This is a genomic window from Armatimonadota bacterium (assembly GCA_029907255.1).
GTDB lineage: Bacteria > Armatimonadota > UBA5829 > DTJY01 > DTJY01 > JAIMAU01.
In genome coordinates this window covers 1-20,169 of sequence record JARYMF010000008.1, presented here as the reverse complement: position 1 = coordinate 20,169, position 20,169 = coordinate 1, and the positions used below count along the sequence as shown (strand labels likewise).

15 protein-coding genes are annotated in these 20,169 nt (G+C 47.9%); all 15 read right to left on the bottom strand.

Features of this window, described 5'->3' with window-relative positions:
- Nucleotides 1-59: 59 nt before the first annotated feature.
- Nucleotides 60-1,391, bottom strand: coding sequence for a VanW family protein (locus QHH26_08765; GenBank protein ID MDH7482046.1), 1,332 nt, complete (start codon nucleotides 1,389-1,391; stop codon nucleotides 60-62).
- Between the two features lie 115 nt (nucleotides 1,392-1,506).
- Nucleotides 1,507-3,111 carry a hypothetical protein gene (locus QHH26_08760; protein ID MDH7482045.1) on the bottom strand — a complete coding sequence of 535 codons (1,605 nt, stop codon included), beginning with the start codon at nucleotides 3,109-3,111 and terminating at the stop codon, nucleotides 1,507-1,509.
- A gap of 76 nt (nucleotides 3,112-3,187) precedes the next feature.
- Nucleotides 3,188-3,715 carry a hypothetical protein gene (locus tag QHH26_08755; protein MDH7482044.1) on the bottom strand — a complete coding sequence of 176 codons (528 nt, stop codon included), beginning with the start codon at nucleotides 3,713-3,715 and terminating at the stop codon, nucleotides 3,188-3,190.
- 8 nt (nucleotides 3,716-3,723) lie between these two features.
- A complete protein-coding gene (locus QHH26_08750; protein MDH7482043.1) occupies nucleotides 3,724-4,122 on the bottom strand; it encodes a prepilin-type N-terminal cleavage/methylation domain-containing protein in 399 nt (132 codons plus the stop codon).
- Nucleotides 4,123-4,126: 4 nt separating this feature from the next.
- The gene (locus tag QHH26_08745) at nucleotides 4,127-4,486 is read right to left on the bottom strand and encodes a prepilin-type N-terminal cleavage/methylation domain-containing protein (GenBank protein ID MDH7482042.1); all 360 of its coding nucleotides are present in this window, start codon (nucleotides 4,484-4,486) and stop codon (nucleotides 4,127-4,129) included.
- A 171-nt stretch (nucleotides 4,487-4,657) separates the two neighbouring features.
- Entirely contained in the window at nucleotides 4,658-5,035 is a 378-nt protein-coding gene (locus QHH26_08740; protein MDH7482041.1) for a prepilin-type N-terminal cleavage/methylation domain-containing protein, read from the bottom strand.
- A 236-nt stretch (nucleotides 5,036-5,271) separates the two neighbouring features.
- Entirely contained in the window at nucleotides 5,272-7,206 is a 1,935-nt protein-coding gene (locus tag QHH26_08735) for a hypothetical protein (GenBank protein ID MDH7482040.1), read from the bottom strand.
- A gap of 8 nt (nucleotides 7,207-7,214) precedes the next feature.
- Nucleotides 7,215-8,552 carry a TldD/PmbA family protein gene (locus tag QHH26_08730; protein ID MDH7482039.1) on the bottom strand — a complete coding sequence of 446 codons (1,338 nt, stop codon included), beginning with the start codon at nucleotides 8,550-8,552 and terminating at the stop codon, nucleotides 7,215-7,217.
- Nucleotides 8,553-8,583: 31 nt separating this feature from the next.
- The gene (locus QHH26_08725; protein ID MDH7482038.1) at nucleotides 8,584-10,032 is read right to left on the bottom strand and encodes a metallopeptidase TldD-related protein; all 1,449 of its coding nucleotides are present in this window, start codon (nucleotides 10,030-10,032) and stop codon (nucleotides 8,584-8,586) included.
- Between the two features lie 127 nt (nucleotides 10,033-10,159).
- Nucleotides 10,160-11,047 carry a D-hexose-6-phosphate mutarotase gene (locus QHH26_08720; GenBank protein MDH7482037.1) on the bottom strand — a complete coding sequence of 296 codons (888 nt, stop codon included), beginning with the start codon at nucleotides 11,045-11,047 and terminating at the stop codon, nucleotides 10,160-10,162.
- A gap of 23 nt (nucleotides 11,048-11,070) precedes the next feature.
- On the bottom strand, nucleotides 11,071-12,273 hold the full coding sequence (locus tag QHH26_08715; protein MDH7482036.1) for a rhomboid family intramembrane serine protease: 1,203 nt from the start codon (nucleotides 12,271-12,273) through the stop codon (nucleotides 11,071-11,073).
- 46 nt (nucleotides 12,274-12,319) lie between these two features.
- Nucleotides 12,320-13,024, bottom strand: a complete 705-nt coding sequence (locus QHH26_08710; GenBank protein ID MDH7482035.1) for a hypothetical protein — start codon at nucleotides 13,022-13,024, stop codon at nucleotides 12,320-12,322.
- A gap of 340 nt (nucleotides 13,025-13,364) precedes the next feature.
- Nucleotides 13,365-14,528: a U32 family peptidase gene (locus tag QHH26_08705; protein ID MDH7482034.1), complete on the bottom strand. Its 1,164-nt coding sequence runs from the start codon at nucleotides 14,526-14,528 to the stop codon at nucleotides 13,365-13,367.
- A gap of 348 nt (nucleotides 14,529-14,876) precedes the next feature.
- Nucleotides 14,877-15,878, bottom strand: a complete 1,002-nt coding sequence (locus QHH26_08700; protein MDH7482033.1) for an aldolase catalytic domain-containing protein — start codon at nucleotides 15,876-15,878, stop codon at nucleotides 14,877-14,879.
- Between the two features lie 222 nt (nucleotides 15,879-16,100).
- A partial coding sequence (locus QHH26_08695; protein MDH7482032.1) for a hypothetical protein occupies nucleotides 16,101-20,169 on the bottom strand: 4,069 nt, incomplete at its 5' end.

Genomic DNA, 20,169 nt, shown 5'->3' with positions numbered 1-20,169 from the left:
CCATTACCCGATTGTCAACCTTTCCCCTGCCTCGGGAAAGAATCCAAATCAGCTTGGCGCTACATTGCTCTTCCAACTGCAATTATGCGGGGTTCAGGCGGGTAGTAGTTTCGCGAAATTAATTCCCTCCGCACAATTTTGCCGCCGACCTTGATAACGCGATATACCTCCACGCGATGTCCTTCTCTACCAGGTTGTTCTACAACGCTTTCGCCTGGCTTTAATCGGCTTTCTTGACGCTCATGGACATCTGGAGGTATTAATTTGTGCCCTGACGTGAGAATTTCTACTTGTTGGTTGCTCCTCTTGCCAAAAATGTTTATAGTTACGCGGCCATTTTCTGCGAATGCTGATATGTATATCGGAACGTTAGTAGTGTTCTCAAACTTTAGGTCAAGCAATCCATATTCCACCGTTGCATCACGCCCAAGAGGAACATAAGCAACGGGCCGAGAATGATGGCTCCTTTCTCGAATTTTCAGGTTCGCAAGTAATGCCGCGTTATATAATGTAGTCGAAACTTGACATACACCTCCGCCTGTACCTTCTACTATCTTACCCCTTACGAACTGCGGCGCATCCAAATAGCCATTCTTGCGCAACCTTGGGCCAACCACAGCATTGTAGCTGAACACTCTTCCAGGCTTTAGCAGAAATCCGTCAATCGCACGGCACGCTCTTTTTATATTGTGTGCCCTAGATCGTTCCCAAGTCTTATAGGAGGTCGAATAAGAGGCGATAATGCCATCTATTCCACGGAAGTCTGAGGCCTTAAGCCTTGGGGGCACTACCTCAGTTATTAGCCGAATATAAGTGGCGCCGGAATTTATCTCTTTTTTGATATGAGATGCATTTTCCGCTAAATCTAGACGCAAGCCTGGCTGTTCTGGTACCACTCGCACCGAACCTGAATTGAAGCTGAGTCGAGCATCTACCGGTGGACGGTTAATTCTCCTAGCGATGGGGGTAAGGTAAGATAAAAGCACTGTATCATCAAAAGAAAAGACAAGGGGCAAATCCCTGCCTTTATGTTTAGCAGAAATTATTTCTTTGAGTCGCTGAATTATGTTCCCGCGTCTTCCAACCGCAAGGGCCGCCCGGACGCATGCATCAACATCCAACCTGCCACCTAGTTCACCAATGGTGGCGGTCCTTTCTAGGTCTTTAAACGCAAGCACCAGCCTTGCTGAGGCAATCTCTTCATTCCTCCGAGAAAGTGCATCTCGTGCCTGCTGGGCTGTGCAGCCGCCTAAATCTAATCCTGCAACACTAACACCAGAATAGACCACCTGGCTTCTGAGCTGAAGCACAGCCCATGCCGCTCCCAATACCGCCAGCACAATTACAAATAAGCAGAATAAAAACCCAACCCTCAGCCTTGCCAACTTCATTGTAGAAAGAAAAGACCCTTCGCCGTTCTATACGGAGAAAGGTCTTTAGTTTTTAAAGCTATTCAAAATATACCAGAATTTCCGCTTCGCTACAAGAAAGTCAAACTATACAAGATTACAAACGCCTCCAGCTCAAAATTTGCGCAGTTACTATTCGGATATCACCACCTGGCATGCCAGGCGGTAAATTTCTTGATAACGCAGGTACTTGGTAGATGTCGGGAACATTTGTGCCCATATCAAAATAGTTTGCAACATACGTACCTGCAAACTGGCTTTGCTTGGCGCTCACAATCTTACGCTGAGCAAACCATGCGCCTGCGGCATAAAGCTGCGCCTCGCCTATACCAGTGGCGAAGTTTATATCACGCCCAGCAATACAACCTAACGCCGAGGTTGTGGGGAAAGTACCTAGCGGAAGCACGCTGCCATGTACCATAATGTCATTTTCAACAAACAAAGTCCCTTTACCATCAAATATAACCACGCCATCTTTCCTGCTCAAATCCAGATTGCCATTGATGCGGACTATTCCGGTGATGTTGAGTCGTCTTGAAATTGGATCCCAAGAAATGGAATTAGTCCCGTCTGAAAATGAAAAAGCTGGTACCGTCGAATCTATTTTATTTATTGGTATAGTGAGGGATTTTGCTCTTAGATAGTCGGCATATGTAGTATAAGAAATGCCAGTATTAGGGTCAGTATAAGGATCCAACAAGCTTGGAAATGAAACCCTGTCGCCAAGGTCATAGCGCTGACTAGATCCATTATCAGAGTAAACATTCGCCGCCCCAGCGGTTCCACCCCATCCATCGGATACGTACGTGCCGTCTATGGTCTCTTTAACGGAATTTCCAAAAATATTGGGATTTCCAATTGTCGCTGTGCCCGAAAGGTTTATCCTACCATGCTTGACCCTGACTTCCGCGTTTAATGTATACACCATCTCGCCAGCAACTGGTTCAGGAGTTAGCGGAGGAATCTTGGATTGAAGAAGCACTGGCATGCCAGCATAGTTATTCCCTATGAACGCTCGCCCACTTAAATCGCCAGCCAAATCGGTCACGGTCAGTGGCTGATCATATACGCCATTTAGGTTGTTATCTTGGAATGGCTCGGCATCACTCCATATTCCATTGCCATCGGCATCTACAAAAGGCTCACCCGCGTCATACTTTCCGTTTCCATTATCATCTGTAAAAGTTTCAGCCGAATCCCACTGACCGTTGCCATTAAGGTCGGAGAACGGCTCTCCGTCGCCTAAGATGTGGACGGAACCGCGAATATCAACATTTCCATTGATGCCCCTGCCTGACTGGCCAATTCCTGCAAATATAGCGTTGTCCCAGACGCCAACCGAACGGATTTTTACTCTAACGCGAATCGTTTCTGTAATCCCACGATATGTTGCACTGGAAGTTATCGTAGCATATGTATTCAGTCCAGCATCCGGAACTACGTTTATAACGCCTGTTGCACCACTAACAAGTTCCGACAGAATAGGCGTGCTGTTGTAGTTCACTTTTGCGACAATTGTACCACCGTTTGTCTGAGCCTCGCTGATTATCTTCTCTATCATGTAGTCTAAGCCAGCCTCAGCTAAATGGAAAGCCGTGGCACGCCGCTCATCGCGACCGGCACGAACAAGGTTTGTGGTAGTGAGAGCAATATATGAAATTCCAAGCATTGATACCAGCATCATTACTATGATACTGGTCATCAACGCACTCCCTTTGTTTGATTTAAAAACTGCAGAGATAAGGTGCATTACTTACCGACCCCTCGCCTATGAAAATTCATCCGTTTCGCAGCTTTACACTTTGCTGAAGAAGGTTCGGACTGACAGCTCCGCCTTCTTGATCTCTCCCCGTAATTGTAATTCGAACGAGTTTATTTGCTGTAACCGAAACAACCATACTTTCGACATTTCGTGCGAGGCGAGTCTTTGTGCTCCCCACCTGTTTCCAAAGATAGGTACCGCTTGATTCGCTACCGGTTGGACCTGAAATATAGTAGGTCGCTGTAACCCCACTGAGACCCTTTATATACTGGCCAGTGGCAGTACTGTAATATGGGAAGTTTACAACCAAATTGCCGTTTACCACCTGTGCACTACTGCCTTCTTGTATATCCAAAACAAGCCTGCGCATTGCCAGGCTGGCATACATGTTCGCTCCGGTCCCGCTTGAACCTTTCATCCAGAGGCTCAGCATGGTGTTTAACAAACTCAGTGTTGAAATTAGAGCTGCACTGAGCAACCCTGTTGCTATGAGCACCTCAAGCATTGTCATTCCGTTACGTTTGGAAGGAACAAACTTTCTCATTGTTATCCTCAGCTATGGTCAGATATTAGCGTAACCAAGTTCGTGCTACCTTGAACTTGGCGATACCCTCCCCACGTAATACTTACCTCAATCTTTTTTATATTTGGAGCATATTGGCTGACCGTGATGCGCTGAACACCATTAGGAAGCTCTGGTAAAGGAGTTTCAACGGTTGGGCTTACGAGAACTCCGCTGTAACCTGCAGACCGAAGCTCCTCTACCTTCTGATGTGCCAAGCTGACAGCATAAGAAAGATGTGCAGCTTTAATTCTAGAAACCTGCGAGGATGGAAACACCGCTGCAAGAATTAGGGCTGTCAGAGCTAGGACAAAAATAACGAGAAGCACCTCTACCAATGTGAAGCCGTCTTGCTTGCACAATCTCCGTTTCAACGCTCTTTTAATCACGGAATTACCTCCAATCAAGCGAATGTCTCCCGCCGATTGAACATGTTGGGTCTTCATTCACAGCGCCAATAGTATATGTCCCACCCGCTGGGCATTCGGGCTTACTTTTGAGATAGGTTGGATAAAGGTCATCGAAAGACGGCATGTCATCTGCTCTCTTATGGTTATCCATAGCCCAGCTTTCCTTTGCATATTTAATCTCTCTAAGCTGGCCCTGGCATGTTCGTGCGTATGATCTTTCTCGTGCACCTAACCACGATGGCACTGCAACTGCCAAGATAACACCTATAATCAAAACAACAATCATAATCTCAACAAGCGTAAAGCCCGTCCGCCCGCGGATTGTTTTAAAATTTGCGGTCATGATCTAACCCCCTTAATGGAAGGCAGAGGCGGTAGATTTAGTAGAATTAAGATTGCAAAGCCCCCGGAAACGGGTGACGCTGCCAAAAGTCCACCGTAACCGCGGGCGCCGGTTGATTTGGCGAGATTGAAGGGTAGGGGTCCATGCAAACCCCTACCCGACTTGTGATCCTTATGGCAAGACGTGCGGCGGAGTTGATGAAGCACCGATGCTGCATGTCGGGTCGGTGCCGATTGGATTGCATGAGTATGTGCCGCCTGACGGACACGTGGGCTCGTTACCCTTGATGTATTTGTCAGGACCCACCAAATCATTTGGCCATGCCGGCTCGTCGCCAGTCGTCTTCTTGTTGTCCATAGCCCACTGCTCTTTGGCAGCGTCAATCTGCTTTAGATTTGCAATGCAGCTCTTCGCCCGGGAGGTTTCCCTCGCCTTGATGAAGTTCGGAACTGCTATCGCAAGCAAAATTCCGATGATCAGGACTACGATCATAATCTCAATTAGTGTGAAGCCCTTCTCACCACGTTTCATCTTTCTGAGTGCCTTCATGTACTTTCGTACACCTCCTTGAAATTTTTAGTTCTCGCCAATCAGATACCGGCTGCGGCTCCTGACAAAAAGGAACGTCCCTTGCCGGAGGCCCGCAAATCTCCGCTTCTACAGGTTTATTCCATACATTTGCCACGCCTTTCACACAATTTGTTTGCGGCAAATGGTTGGAGATAACGCCTGCTATTCTGATTATCGGCAATATGGGGTGATTTTCTCTAGAAAAGTTAATAACTTTATGGCCAGAAGGCGTAAGTCTGAACATGAAGGGCAATGCCTATGATTGTCCACAGGCTACCCATCACGCATTCGCCGAGGATAACTCCGAGGAAAAGGGGAACGGCTTGGCGGTAAAGCCTCAAACCACCATAACGCAAGAGGATTAGCTTAATCGCCCATGCGATGAACATGCACATCCACAGCTGATTCATCGACCAACTACTAGATACTGCATAGCCGACAGGATGAAATGGGAACCAAGGCAACCGCATTCTTAAAGAGTTTAATATTATAGTTAAAAGAAGCCCAATTGTAATTGCCCAAGCAATATTTCCGCTTGGTGGCGGCGCACCTTTCAGCCATGCATCTAAGCGATTATATGGTTCGCCCCCGAAAATTAAGGGTACGTTTGGAGGACCCATCTTGGCACCTGCGCCAACCTTATAGTAAATATGCAATTCAGACCAAAACGCGGCAATAGCTCCAAACAAAGTGGCTAGTATAATAGCTCCAAAAAGCCTTCGGTAACTCATTGACGCACGCTCTGCCATCTTGAACCCCTCAAGCTGAATTGGCATTGGATGTGACCGGTAAGCACGGTTAAACCAAAACATCATCGAGAGAACAACGAGATTTGGAGTGCCAAGCTTGGAAGGCCCGATAATTGATGGCAGAATTGTATCTGGCCCAGCGGCGTGCAGGTCGTGAGCAGGTGGACCTAGTTCAGCCCGCATGCGGGTGATGGCAATAGACATCGCAAAATATATTAGGAAGAAAGCGACAATAAGCCACCACGACATCCCCATTGCTCGGACAAATATCATCAAAACAGCTAGTCCGATAAGTGCGCCGATGCTAGCTGTGCGGTACCTGAGCGGCTCTCCTTCATCATCCACTTCCTTTTTAAAAAAGAGACTCGACAGAACGCTGGCAACATGCTTTCTGCTAGCCCATATTGCGAATAAGCAAATGCCCATGTATGCGCCAAACGACTGTTCATTGATATAAGGAAATCTAGGAATCTGGTTCCACCCAAATGCCGCCGCCGCAACTATTTGCATTTTCCAAAAAAGGAAGAAAAACCACGACGAGAAAGAAAGGTCGAGGGGAAGCAGGGTTCCTAGACCAATGCCGAACGGGTAGAAATGCATAGGTGTCCAGCCTATGGCATTCCAAGGAGGGTTTACAATGTATTCTCCGAGGTTAATGCCCTTTATTCGCAACCCAGGAATTGATGGATATAACACGTGGAGGCCTTGGAGCATATCAATAGCGACTGCTACCGCCACCCCTGCCCAAAAAAGCTTGTTGCGAAAGAAGCTTGTTTTCTCGGTTGTAAGATCCATTGGGAGGTGCACAAGAGGATAAGTCAGCTTCTCACGCTCAGTCCATTGCTTTCGAAGCAGAACAGTAAGGCAAAGCATAACCCATATTAAAGCCATCAGGAAAAGCAACCACATCGTCACTGGAACTGCCCAAGCTAGAAGGGTCTTCTTTGTATATAGAGTGCTTGCTCCCTGATAGAATCCATTTAGCACTTCTTTATCGCTAACCGACAGCCACTTTGGTATTTTGTCGAGAAAAAGACTTGCCCAGCGGTTCTCTGGCGTGGCAAACCTGAATGGGTAACTCATGCCCGGAACAAGAACCTGGATCATGTCGTGGCTTGCCATAGCGGAAGCAAGGTTTATCATCACGTAGATTGTCAGTAGCTCTCCTTGCGAGAAAACCCAGCGGGGGATGAATCGTCTGAGGAGCATGTTCAAACCAACGAGCACCAGGAGAAGAAACACAGCGTTATAGAAAAGCGATATGGTTGTTGGGTGGCCTGCATAGCGGACGATTTCGGTGAGGAAAATCCAGTAATTATTAAAAGGAATGAGAATCAGCGCAATAATGACTGCCCTAAGGGTGACTCCTGAGAGATATTTCTCCGGCCGCCGCTTTTCCAACCTATGTTCTACCTCCCCGCCACCATCATTTCGGCGATCTTGAAGGTAGGGCTAGCTATATTTGATATGAATCGAATATCGTTAGCAACTTCTTCTATATTGAGCATCATTTCAAGCATGTTTCCAGCAATCGTTACCTCCTGAACAGGAAAGGCAAGCTCTCCATCAGATATCCATATTCCCGTTGCTCCTACGGAAAAGTCGCCCGTAACAATATTTGCTCCTCTGCCGATGGTATCGGTAACATAAAAGCCCTTTTTTATTCCACGAATAATCTCGTCTCTGGATTTCTCGCCTGGCTGGAGATAGAAATTGCTAGGAGATATATGTGGTGTTCCTGAGTAGCCTCGCCTGGTATTCCCGGTAGGCTGTTTCCCATATTTACGCGCGGTCCGCGTATCATAAAAATACATTTGAAGCACGCCATTTTCAATAACAATCTTGCGGGATGTGAGTATCCCTTCGCCATCGAAAGGCATTGAGCCCACGCCGCCAGGCATGAGTGGATCATCCACGACGCAAACTACCGGCGATGCAATTCGCTTTCCAAGCTTTTTCTTGAGGAAGGAAATGCCCTTGTGAACCGAATCCCCGTCTAGTGCAGAGAAAATAGGGCCCCAAAGGTCAGGGCCAACCATTCTATCGAATACAACCGGCACCTTTTGCGTCTCAACCTTTCGTGCGCCTAATTTTTCGACAGCTTTCTGAGCTGCTTCGCGTCCAACTTCCTCTGGCGAGGCCAGCTCGGCAAGAAACCGTCTGCTAGAGTATGCTCCTCCAATTTGTTTCTTGCCATCTTCCTCCGCAACCGGCGCTACCGATATCGAACAGTGTGTGCTGGAATAGGTGTATGCTATGCCGTTTGAATTTGCTAGGACTCTGTTGCCTGAATATGCTTCGAAGCCTGCTCCATAACTGCTTGTCACCCGTGGGTCGAACTCGAAGGATGCCTTTTCGGCTTCCCTTGCCATCCTGATCCGTTCATCAATTGGCAACGCTGCTAGAGCCGGGTCGAAGAGTTTTAAGTCGGGAACGGCCCCAGGACCGACATCAGGAAGGCCGTTGTATTTATCTTTATTTGCCGCCTTTGCAAGCTGGACGGTCGTCTTGATTAAATCGCTGACAACTGGCATATGGAGATCGGTTGTGCTTGCAAAAGCCATTCGCTTATCAACAAAGACACGAAGTCCGAGACCCTTCGAAGATGCCTGTGTTAGCTCTTCAATTTCGCCGAGTCTGACCTCTACTTCAAAGTCATCGCCAGTTTGAATATACACATCCACTTCGTGCGCACCAGCACGAATTGCTTGCTTGACGACATCTTGTGCGAATGAGACGTAATCCATAGCTAGAATCCTATCGAACGACGTGTCTTGCCTACTCCTCAGTCCCACCAACCGTGAGTTCGGAGATCTTTACGGTTGGCATGCCGACGCCAGTTGGAACGCCCTGGCCGTTTTTCCCGCAGGTTCCTATTCCTGGGTCGAGTGCAAGATCCGATCCTACCATCTCTAATTTATTTAGTATTTCGGGGCCATTGCCGATTAGAGTTGCGCCCCGGATAGGTCGAGTTATCTTGCCCTTCTCAATCATATAACCCTCAGTTATGGTAAAAACAAAATTGCCGCTCGTTGTATCAACCTGACCGCCGCTGAAGTTCTTTGCAAAAACGCCCCGTTCCACGGAGTTAATGATTTCCTCTGGGTCCGAGTCTCCCGCTTCCATTAGGAAGTTCGTCATTCGAGGCAATGGGATGTATTGGTAACTCTGCCTGCGTCCGTTGCCGGTCAGCGGGAGGCCCATGAGCCGTCCGTTGAGGTGGTCGGTCATATAGGCTTTTAAAACGCCCTTTTCTATAAGGACTGTCCTTTGGCCAGGCGTGCCTTCGTCGTCTATATTGATTGAGCCGCGGCGGTTCGGTATTGTCGCATCATCAACGAGGGTACAAAGAGGTGAGCTAACCTGCTCACCAAGACGGCCCGCATATGTCGATACTCCCTTTCTAACAAGATCGGCTTCGAGGCCGTGGCCTACTGCCTCATGTAGAAGTACTCCACCCCATCCCCTGTGAATAACCACTGGCATCATCCCAGCAGGTGCAGGACCAGCTTCGAGCTGGATTATAGCAACCCTTGCAGCCTCTTGAGCGATGTCCTCCGGCGATACCCCCTGGAAATACTCCATGCCAATTCGCCCACCGCCGCCGTACGAGCTGCTTCGCGTAACTTTGCCTTCACGAGCCAAACAAAATACGAAGAACCTTAGCATTGGCTGGTTATCCGAAACCCACAGCCCCTCCGAGTTTGCAACAACAATCTCGGTATCGACATTCGAATAGCTTACTTCCACCTGTTTGATTCGATGGTCATATGCGTAAGCAGCTTTGCTCGCACGCTTTAGGAGCGCTGTTTTCTCAGCTATAGGTTTCGAATCAGGGTCAATCTTGATGGTGTAATACTGTGGAGTTGGTTCGGGGGTAATACGGATGGGTTTCTCTGTTCCCGGCCCCTCAGCAATTTGTGCCGCAACTTTAGCAGCCTCAACAAGGCTGTGCATATCAAAAGTGTCCGAATAAGCAAACCCTGTTTTCTCGCCCGAAGTTACTCGGATTCCGACGCCCTGGTAGATTCTTATTTGAGCAGAGCGAATTTTTCTCTCTTCGAGGGGGATATCCATGCTTTTGGAACGCTGGATGTAAACATCGGCGAAATCTCCGCCTCGACTCAGGGCAGTCGAAAGCAGTCGCTCAATCGAATCCTTGGGAAGCAGACTTGAGATGTCAGTTTCGGGTGAGATATCGTATGGCGGTCCGCCTACTAATTCCATATCATGTACCTTAAGTGTGTGACTACGTTAATTTACATGCGAAATGGTATCAGAAATACCATGAGTACGTCAATAATCCAAGCTGGCCTTGTAAATTTTGATAGGAAGATGCTTTTACGGTCAGTACCTAGCAGGAAAACATCGTCTCACCCTGCCAGCGTCCACCAGGCTCAAGCGTAACAGGGTCGGCAATTCTGCCTGTCTCAACGCATACCATTCGAAGGTATTCATCATCCCCGAAGTCTGCCAGCCGACGTGACTTTTCGACCCAGGGATTCCACACCACAACGTCAGGCATATTGCTCTTCTCAATGGTTATTATGCGACCATTCCCGCCATCGCTGATTTGAAGTCTATCTGGTGCATTTATGTAAACGCGGTCCGTCTCCCCTCCAAAGCGTATTTCGGGGGCGAACTCGACGGCCTCAGCTAGGTCCTGAAGAGCATCCTTATAGGTAACCCCACGGAGGCCAGTAATAGCGGTTTTTTTGATATCTGCCACACTAAAATAAGTATGGAGCGCTGCCTGGAAATCAAAAGGTTCCTTACCAGTATTCACAACCTCAAGCGCAAGAGTTAATGTCCTCACATCAAGAAGTATTTTAAGCCTCAGAATAAAGTTGTGAGGCCATATAGCTAACGTCTCTGGTGTTTCGCTAAGCTGAAGCTCGACTACTATGACGTTATTGCCTAAAGTTTCGCGCCGAACCACCTCCCAGTCGCTTATGCGGGCAAATCCATGAGCCGGCAGTGTTCCGTGGCTTCCAAATTGGGGGAAGCATATTGGTATTCCGCCTCTGATTGGCTTTCCCATGGCAAAAAGTGATTCACGGCTAAGAAAGAAAAGCTCTCCTTTCCCTGGCACACTCCATCTGGTAACGTGTCCGCCGTGGAGATAAACCTCCGCACATGAGTTCGACTCATGAGAAAGGATTATTTTCGGTAAATTGTTATTTCCTGCCACAATGCTGATTGATTTATCCATTTCGAATTTGCAATTCAATGATTCAGCCATATATTCCCCCTAGTGCAAAAAAACTATTCCAATTGCTTCCGCAAGGCTTTGGCAAATGGAACCATTTCGCCCTGCGGGAAGCGAGAAACCAATTCTCTAATCGCTTCTTTCGCCCCATTTGCATCTTTGTAAGTGTTCCACAAACATAGGGCGCATCTGTATAGAGCCGTCTCAGCCTCAGGTTCGTTTGCCCAGGTGTCGGCAATCAACCTATAAATCTTAATAGCCCAGTCTGTATTTCCAAGGTCGTTGAGCAAACCTGCTAAGTGAAGAAGATGTACTGGCTTATATATGTTTGCATTCCCTCCAAACTCTAACAGGTAGTATGCCACAATTAGTGGGTCTTTATCTATCAGCGAAGGACCGGCTTGCGCCATTGCAGTATCTATTATGTCCCTGCGGCCTCGTTTGATAGCTGGTTTGATAGCAGCCCGAATCAGCTCTGGAACTCCAACTTCTTCTTGGAGCATAATTTCAAGGGCATATAGCGGCATGTTTTCAAGGTCACGCGTATCGGCTTCGACAGCCTTAGCTTCGGACAATTCTTCCGTGTCTCTCTTTGCGCGAAAAAGCCAGCATAAAAGTATGCCTGCTATTCCACCGCCAACATGCGCAAAGTTCGCAACAGCGCCGCTTATTCCTGCCACACCGTAAAACAACCCTTGAGCAAAATCAATAAGAATATACAATCCTATGACCCAAATTGCACTCACTTCCCATATGTCATACCAGGGACTCTCTCCCCATCCGCCACGCCAGCAACAGGAAAAAAAGCTAAAAACGCAAACTTTGCTCCAAGGGAAAAGATACAAATAGGCGCCAGCCACGCCTAGAATACACCCCGATGCTCCAATAGTTGGTCTCACAAAGCCATAAAAGAACAATCCAAGGATGCCTTGGAATATTTCACCTATAAAGCCTGTTGTAAAAAATAATAGTAGGTAACGCTTGATGCCAAGTCTTTCTTCAACAGACGGCCCAAAGAGCCAAAGGAAGAACATATTGCCAACAAGGTGTAATATATTCGCATGAAGAAACACCGATGCAATTGCATTGATTAATGGTGAAGTAAAAAGTGCAAATCCATAGGTCTCAAGGACATCGGAGCGTATTTCTTGAAAGTTCTTTGTTGTAAATGCATAGACAATGACATTCGCCCCAATGATTCCAAGGGTGATGAACGGAAATCTTCTGACAGGGTTCTTTACTCGATATGGTATGAACACGCCGCATTCCCTCTAATTGGACAAACCAAAGACCTGAAATTAGTTTTCAGCACTCGGCTTCTTCTTTATCCCAATTTCTTGCTCCTTTTACCGACTTATAAAGAGCAAAAATCTTGAGGGCAATATGTTTATACTCGCGGAGAACGCGCTCCTGGTTCGAGGCAACCCAGCGCACATCCTCGGCAAGTTGATTAAGAAGATCTGCATATTTCCGAACATCTTCTGGGTGGTTGTATAGGATGTGTTTAATTTCCTCCGCGGCACTCGAAGCCATCTTTGGATCAGGAGCATGAGGAATATTCATGCATGCGGATACAACATCGGTAATGAATTTCCGATATTCATCTTCACGCTTGCTCATTCGCGAGATCATATAGAGCGCATCATCCAACAATTGGTCAAATTTATGTGGGTCGCCGATTAGAGAGTCAGGATTATCACGCAAAATTCCCTTTATCTCATCCACACAGCCGCACACATCACGATGCTTAGTTGTCTGCCCTATTTGCGTGGCTTCAGGCGCGGATACTAGCTGCATCCCTCGGTATGTGTTCTCATAGCGAGCTTTGGGGAGCTCAATTACACCACCATCCTCGAAGACAAGCAAGGGAGCCTCACCATGTCCGCGGTTCTCAATATGCGCGGAGCCCTTCTGCACAGCCTCGATGACTTTAGAAAGATGTGGCTCGGGCGGCAGCCACTTCCGATTTACGTTAAGTATTTCTTCTGGCGCGATATTGTTTTCAGGCATTATACCTTCCCCCAATCTTCATTATTTAAAATTATTAGCCAATAAATAACGTTGCTCCTTTTACAGCACAATATTTCCGCAGAAAGAAATGATTGCCTCTCATCCTCGCTGAATTTACAAGGAAAGTTGCACTGCCATAAGCAATCAAGCTTTTCATCAAATGCTTTGGTTCTCCACGCCACTAACATTTGTAAATTATTTATTGCTTATCCCACTTCAAGCGCAGAAAATAAGCTAATGAAAACAATCTTGTCGGGCGGGGGAAGGGTAGAAGCGATAAAAAACAAATGGTGTTGCCAATTCCTGCTTTTGATATGAGGCAATGGTGCATTAGCAGGTATTACACCCCAATCACTTTGCGAGCTTTTTGCATGACCCGTCTTGCAAACGTCTGAGAAGGAACCTTATTGCGGCAAGCACTAAAAAATTGATAACTACCCATATTCTTAAGAGTACGCATGCGCATTTCTTCAGCGCTCGCTCTATCAATGCTGAGTTCAGCGAATGCCTCACAATAACCGCACTTATCGCAATCACCGGTGCAGTGGTTCGGGTCATTGTAAAACGGAGCTATAAATCCTTCGAGCTTGCTATTATCAACATATGGTTGATAAGTATTCTTTGCAATATAAGGCATAAACATGTTGATGAGCCCAAAGAGATCACCGGAGTAGCTACCTCTCATATATGCCTCAACCGTCCTAAGAGGGTCACCTTCCAAAACAGCCTGGCGTCCTTGAATTTTGAAACGCCTAACACCAACACTCTCGTAATATCCAAGGTCCTCCGGCCTTATCCAATTTAATCTAATTGGGTTTGTCCAGTCATCGGCTTTGTTTAAAAAACACCTTCGCTCGTAAAATTTCTGTTCATCCTGATTTACTATTGGAAAATGTGACTCATGGTTATAATGGAACATTTTGTAAGGGCAATTCTTTAAGCAAGCACTGTTTGCTATTATTTCCACGCCATCTCCCACAATTTGGCTGATTTGACGGATTCGCCGAAAGTCGCGGGTAATGTCCTCGTCAATCACTATCCTGTCTATCCCTTGTCTTTTCCAAAAAGCAGCCTTGTCTGGCGAATTTACCTGGCAGATGGTGGAGAGTTTGATTTCGAACGGATATCCAGAGTCTTGGACTAGCAATATTAGCTGGGGAAGCGTAACGGTAAGCCGGCGAACTCCAGCATCCCATAGGCTCCCTAGAAAATGATTAACACTTTCGAAACCTGATTTCGTGAACTCAATATTTCCAAGGCAAGAAGCATTAAAGGTATAGTTGAATTCAATCCCGCGGTCCGCTGAGTAGGAGATATAATGCGCTAAGCTTGTGAGGTTTGCATTTGGAAGTTTACATGAACCACGGCCCGAGCCTGTTAGGAGTCCACCGGTGATTTGGCCATAGGTTTCTTCTACTTTTGCATTCTCATAGCGCGAATTTAGCTCATGATATTTATCAATTGTGCTCTCTTGGAAATCTGCAGGTACGCTGAACAACCTCATTGCTTTGTGCTCTTTCCAGCAAGCTTGGTCTTATGTGACAATCAAATGTAAAGTTTTTATACCCTTGCGATTGGATATTTACACGCATTTGTAAGCAAAAAACGAATCTAGAAAGTAGTCAAAGGAGAACCTAATATTGCAAAAATTCGCATAAATCAAAAAAATCCGTGGGATGTTTGCAATCCCACGGAAAGAATTTTAAAAACCTTACAGAAATGCCACAGCACAGCTAATTCAAACGCAGCCCTATTTTGGGCCGCAGGGTCAGCGCAGGTAAGAATCAGCCATATCAGCCATCTGCGGCATCCCCAGACGCCGTGCTAATAATCATTAAGCTTCTGTATTAACTTACTGCTCCTCTATCATTTGGTCATAGAATGATACATAATCGTCGGGGTCGTTACCGGCACGCATTTTTATTGCCGCACGTGGGTGAATATTCAACTGTCCGGTAATCATGTAGGGTATTCGATAGCCCCATTCCATCGTGCCTTCCTTTTCAAGTGGAAGAAAGACTTCCTGAATACATTTCAGAACCGGCCTAAGTTGGAATTTTGGGTTTTTGAGGAATCCAATTAGTAATTCAAGAGGACAGTTACCTGCGCCGCGGCCCATTCCATTAATGGTGGCGTCCAGATAGTTTGCACCAACAATTAGCGCCTCGATTGTGTTCGCATAAGCAAGCATTTGGTTATTGTGTGCGTGGATGCCAACTTCGACACCCTTGCCCTCGACGGCCCTTAGATACTGGATAGTTAGGTCGCGAATTTGCTCCGAATAGTATGCACCAAAGCTGTCGACAATATAGATAGCACACGCACCCGAGTCTGCCATCAAGGTAAGAGCCTCTTCGAGTTCTCGTTCTTGGACCGTAGAGACCGCCATTAGGTTCAGGGTTGCACGATAGCCTTTGTCAACTGCATCTTTTACCATATCAAGCGCTGTGGGAAGTTGGTGGATATATGTGGCAACGCGAATGATATCTATTACGCTCTTATCCTTAGGCGGGATGTCATTATGGTAATCTGTCCGCTCAGCATCTGCCATTACGGCTAATAGAAGATTGGTAGGATTGTCGCCCACGATTCGGCGGACGTCGTCTTCATCACAGTATTTCCATTTACCAAATTGCGATGGGGCAAATATTTTCTTATCTGCCTTATAGCCAATCTCCATGACGTCAACGCCGGCTTCGACGCATGTGTTGTAAACTGCCTTAACGAAGTTATCGTCAAACTGGTGGTCATTGATTAAGCCGCCGTCGCGTATGGTGCAATCAATTACCTTAATTTCAGGCCGATAAGTGAGAAACGTGCCCTTTGCTAACTGGTCTTTTACGTGCACTATCATTTTAATTATTTCCTCCAAATCTAATCGCGGCAAGAATGCCGGTTCTGTTGAGAAATGGTGAGGTAATAATACCATCCAATGCTACCCAATTGTCAACTCTTATTAGCAAACCTTATGCAGTTTTTCGATTATTAATAAACAAGGGGCAGAGAACAATAGCCTCCGCCCCTTTGAGTCAGGAAATCGGCACTCGCGTGCCGTAACTAGCGGTCAGTCTAGCAATTAGTCACCGCTTATTTGTTGGAACCTAGCGCCATCAGCGACAACGATAAAACCAGTCGCACCCGTGCCATTGCCGAGCTTCAAGTAGCAGCTCGTTCCCGCAACGAAGTGCTTATTCCCGAGCAGCAGTCTCCACGCACCACCATTTGTCTGCTGATTCCAGGCGACAGTCTGCGAACCACCATCCCAGTAAAGGGTAAATGGCGCGTTGGTAGCTCTATTACTGCCCTGCGGATACCAAATATAAGTATCGTAGTTGCCGCTGTATGGAATGCTTGGAATCCACTTCGCTGTCTTGCCCTCGCTTACCGCGGTGCTCGCATAGGCATAGTCTGAACCATACTTATCGGTGGATGCGGTAGCTATCGTCCAGACTCCTGTGAACGTGCATGCAGGGTTGTCTACAATAACATTAGCATACCCAGGCGTCGTTGCCGATGCCCCACTACTCTGCGAGGACTCATTGCTAGCAGCGTCATATGCCGATATAGTGTAGGTATATGATGTGCTCGGTGAAAGTCCTCCGTCAGAGTAACTGGTGCTCGCTGTATAGCCTATGTAGCTACCATTCCTGTAGACCTTGTAGCCTGCTACTCCCACATTGTCTGTCGAAGCCGTCCAAGTGAGATTAATTCGCTGAGGACCGACAGCTGTTGCAGTTACACCGCTCGGAACACTAGGCGGAGTACCATCTAGGGTAGTACCAGTGGCTTGGGCGCTCTTTGCCGACTCGTTCCCCATAGCATCATAAGCCGACACCTCATATGTGTAGGTAGTTAGCTCACTAAGCCCTGTATCAGAGTAGGAAGTGCTAGCCGTCGTCGCCACCTGAACCCCATTGCGGTACACCTTGTATCCGCTAACTCCAACGTTATCTGTTGAAGCCGTCCAACTCACGTTGACCTGCGAAGCAGAGACCCCAACGGCTGACACATTGCTCGGCACGCTCGGCGGCGTCAGGTCGTCTGAAACTAGCAAGAATCGCACCGCGTCTGCCATGACGTTCAGCGACGCCTCGCCGGTGTTGTTGCTTAATTTGACGGACTGCCCTGTTCCTGCCAGGAACCTCTTGTTCGTAACAAGGGTGTTCCACATGCCGCCGTTAGTCTTCTGGTTAACTGCAACTGTTTGCGATCCGCCGTCCCAGTAGATAGTGTAAGGAGCAGCCGAAGACCTGTTGCTGCCCTGCGGCCACCAGGCATAAACCGTATAGTAACCGGAGATGTCAATGTCCGGCGTCCACGTGGCTGTTCGGCTCTCTACTGTGTCCGTCGTGCCATACCGGTAGTCTGACCCATACTTATCAGTGGCTGAAGTACCTGTAAACCAAGTGCCAACATATACAGCCACATTGTTGTCTAGGATTATGTCCGTGTAAGGCAATGTGGTTGCCGTTGCCTGGTTGCTTAGGCCCGACTCATTATTCGAACCATCGTATGCGCTTACCCTGTAAGTATAGGTTGTGTATGATTCGCAAGTCGTATCAGAGTAGCTAGTTGTGGTTGAAGTAGCAATCTGCGCACCATTGCGGTAAATCTTGTAACCTACTACGCCGACATTGTCCGTTGATGCCGTCCAGCTTAGGTTAATTTGCGTCTGAGAAACAGCGCTCGCCTGGAGATTCGTTGGCACACTCGGCGCAATAGTGTCAGGCGTGACTACCGTCGCAGGCGCGCTCTTAGCTGACTCGTTCGATGCTGCATCATACGCAGATACCTCATAGGTGTAACTAGTAGCCGGCACACACCCTGTGTCAGAGTAACTCGTGCCTGTACTAGTACCTACTTGTACACCGTTCCTGTATACCTTGTAACCTACTACACCGACATTATCCGTAGATGCCGTCCAGCTTAAGTTTACCTGGGTCCCCGAAACAGCTGTCGCACTCAAGTTCGTTGGCACACTAGGCGCAATCGTGTCAGGCGTGACTACTGTCGCAGGTGTGCTCTTAGCTGACTCATTCGACGCTGCATCATACGCAGATACCTCGTAGGTGTAACTAGTAGCTGGCACACACCCTGTGTCAGAGTAACTCGTGCCTGTACTAGTACCTACTTGTACGCCGTTCCTGTATACCTTGTAGCCAACTACACCTACGTTGTCCGTAGATGCCGTCCAGCTTAAGTCTACCTGGGTCCCTGAAACAGCTGTCGCACTCAAGTTCGTCGGTACACTAGGGGCAATCGTATCAGGCGTGACTACTGTCGCAGGCGTGCTCTTCGCTGACTCATTCGACGCTGCATCATACGCAGATACCTCATAGGTGTAGCTAGTAGCTGGCACACACCCCGTGTCAGAGTAACTCGTGCCTACACTAGTACCTACCTGTACGCCGTTCCTGTATACCTTGTAACCTACTACACCGACATTATCCGTAGATGCCGTCCAGCTCAAGTCTACCTGGGTCCCTGAAACAGCTGTCGCACTCAAGTTCGTCGGTACACTAGGCGCAATCGTGTCAACGCCAGGAGTAGTTACCACTGCAGGTGTGCTTTTAGCAGATTCATTGCTAGCAGCATCATATGCCGACACCTCGTAGGTGTAACTCTGGCCAGGACTGCAGGTAGTGTCCGAATATGAAGTGCTCGAACTAGTGCCAATTTGGCTACCATTTCTATAGATTTTATAGCCTGCTACACCAATGTTGTCTGTTGAAGCAGTCCAAGTCAAATCTACCTGGGTACCGGAAACTGCATTGGCACTCAGGTTGGTTGGCACGCTAGGTGCAGTCGTATCACCAGGTGTGGTTGCAGCAACTTGGCTACTTTGTGCTGACTCATTGCCAGCTGTGTCGTACGCACTTACACGGTAGGTATAAGTCGTGCCCGGTGAACAATCGGTGTCGGAATAACTAGTTGCGGCACTTGTCCCAACCTGCACGCCATTCCGGTAAATCTTATAACCGCCGATGGCGACGTTATCCGTCGAAGCATTCCACGTTAAGTTTATCTGTGTACAAGACACCGGATTCGCCGCAACGTTTGTCGGAACGCTTGGCGCAACAGTGTCTACCGAAAGCGTTACCCAACGGACGGCGTCCGCCATGACGACATAACCCGTCTGGCCTGTGCCGTTGCTTAGCCTTACGTAGCCACCAGTACCCATGGCAAATGTCTTGCTGGAGACTAAGGAGTTCCATTGTCCACCATTGCTCTGCTGGTTCATTTGAACAACCTGCGAGCCGCCACTCCAAGCAACTGTGTATGGTGCATTCGGCGCTCGGTTCGTTCCAGCGGGCCACCAGGCGTAAACATCATAGCTTCCACCAAAAGCAAAGTTTGGCCGCCAAGTCGCAGTCTTGCCCTCGCTCACAGCGCTGCTTGCAAAATAATAATCTGCACCATACTTGTCAGTAGCTGAAGTTCCCGTACTCCATACGCCCGAAAGCTCGCATGATGGGTTATCAATAACTATCTCGCTTGGCGGCGTGGTAGCAAAGGCCGGACTACTCTGCCCAGACGTGTTCCCAGCCGCATCATAAGCCGCTACCGTGTAGGTGTAGCTTGCGTTCGCTGAACAGGACGAATCTACATAGCTCGTCGAAGCCGAGGTTCCGATTTGCCCGCCGTTGCGATAAATCTTGTAACCCGTAACACCTATGTTGTCTGTCGAAGCATTCCACGCCAAATCTATCCGGCTAGGCGATTTGACTGTTGCTGACAGGTTTGTAGGCACCGAAGGCGCTTGGCTATCGCTAGCAACAACATTAATGGTCTGCGAGCATGTGGCCCCGAACCAAGTAACGCCGTCGCGGACCATACGCCAGTCGGTGACATATTGTCCCGGTGTTGTCGGAGCAGTCAGGTTGAATGTCCATGTGTATGTCTGATTAGGCCCAACCTCGCCAGATATAGTGTGCCGTGTCTGAGTCGTGAACGGGTCGGAATCGCCTACTGCACCCAGCCTGATGGCTTTCGCCTCAGTCCACAAAACACCCCTGTTACGGAAGGTAATGTGGACGGTTCGCACCTCGCCAGTATTCATCTGCGTGGGTATATCATGGCTTACTAGCTCGTCAGAGTAGAAATCCCAAGTTGGAGTCTGACCAAAATACGCACAAACACCCTTG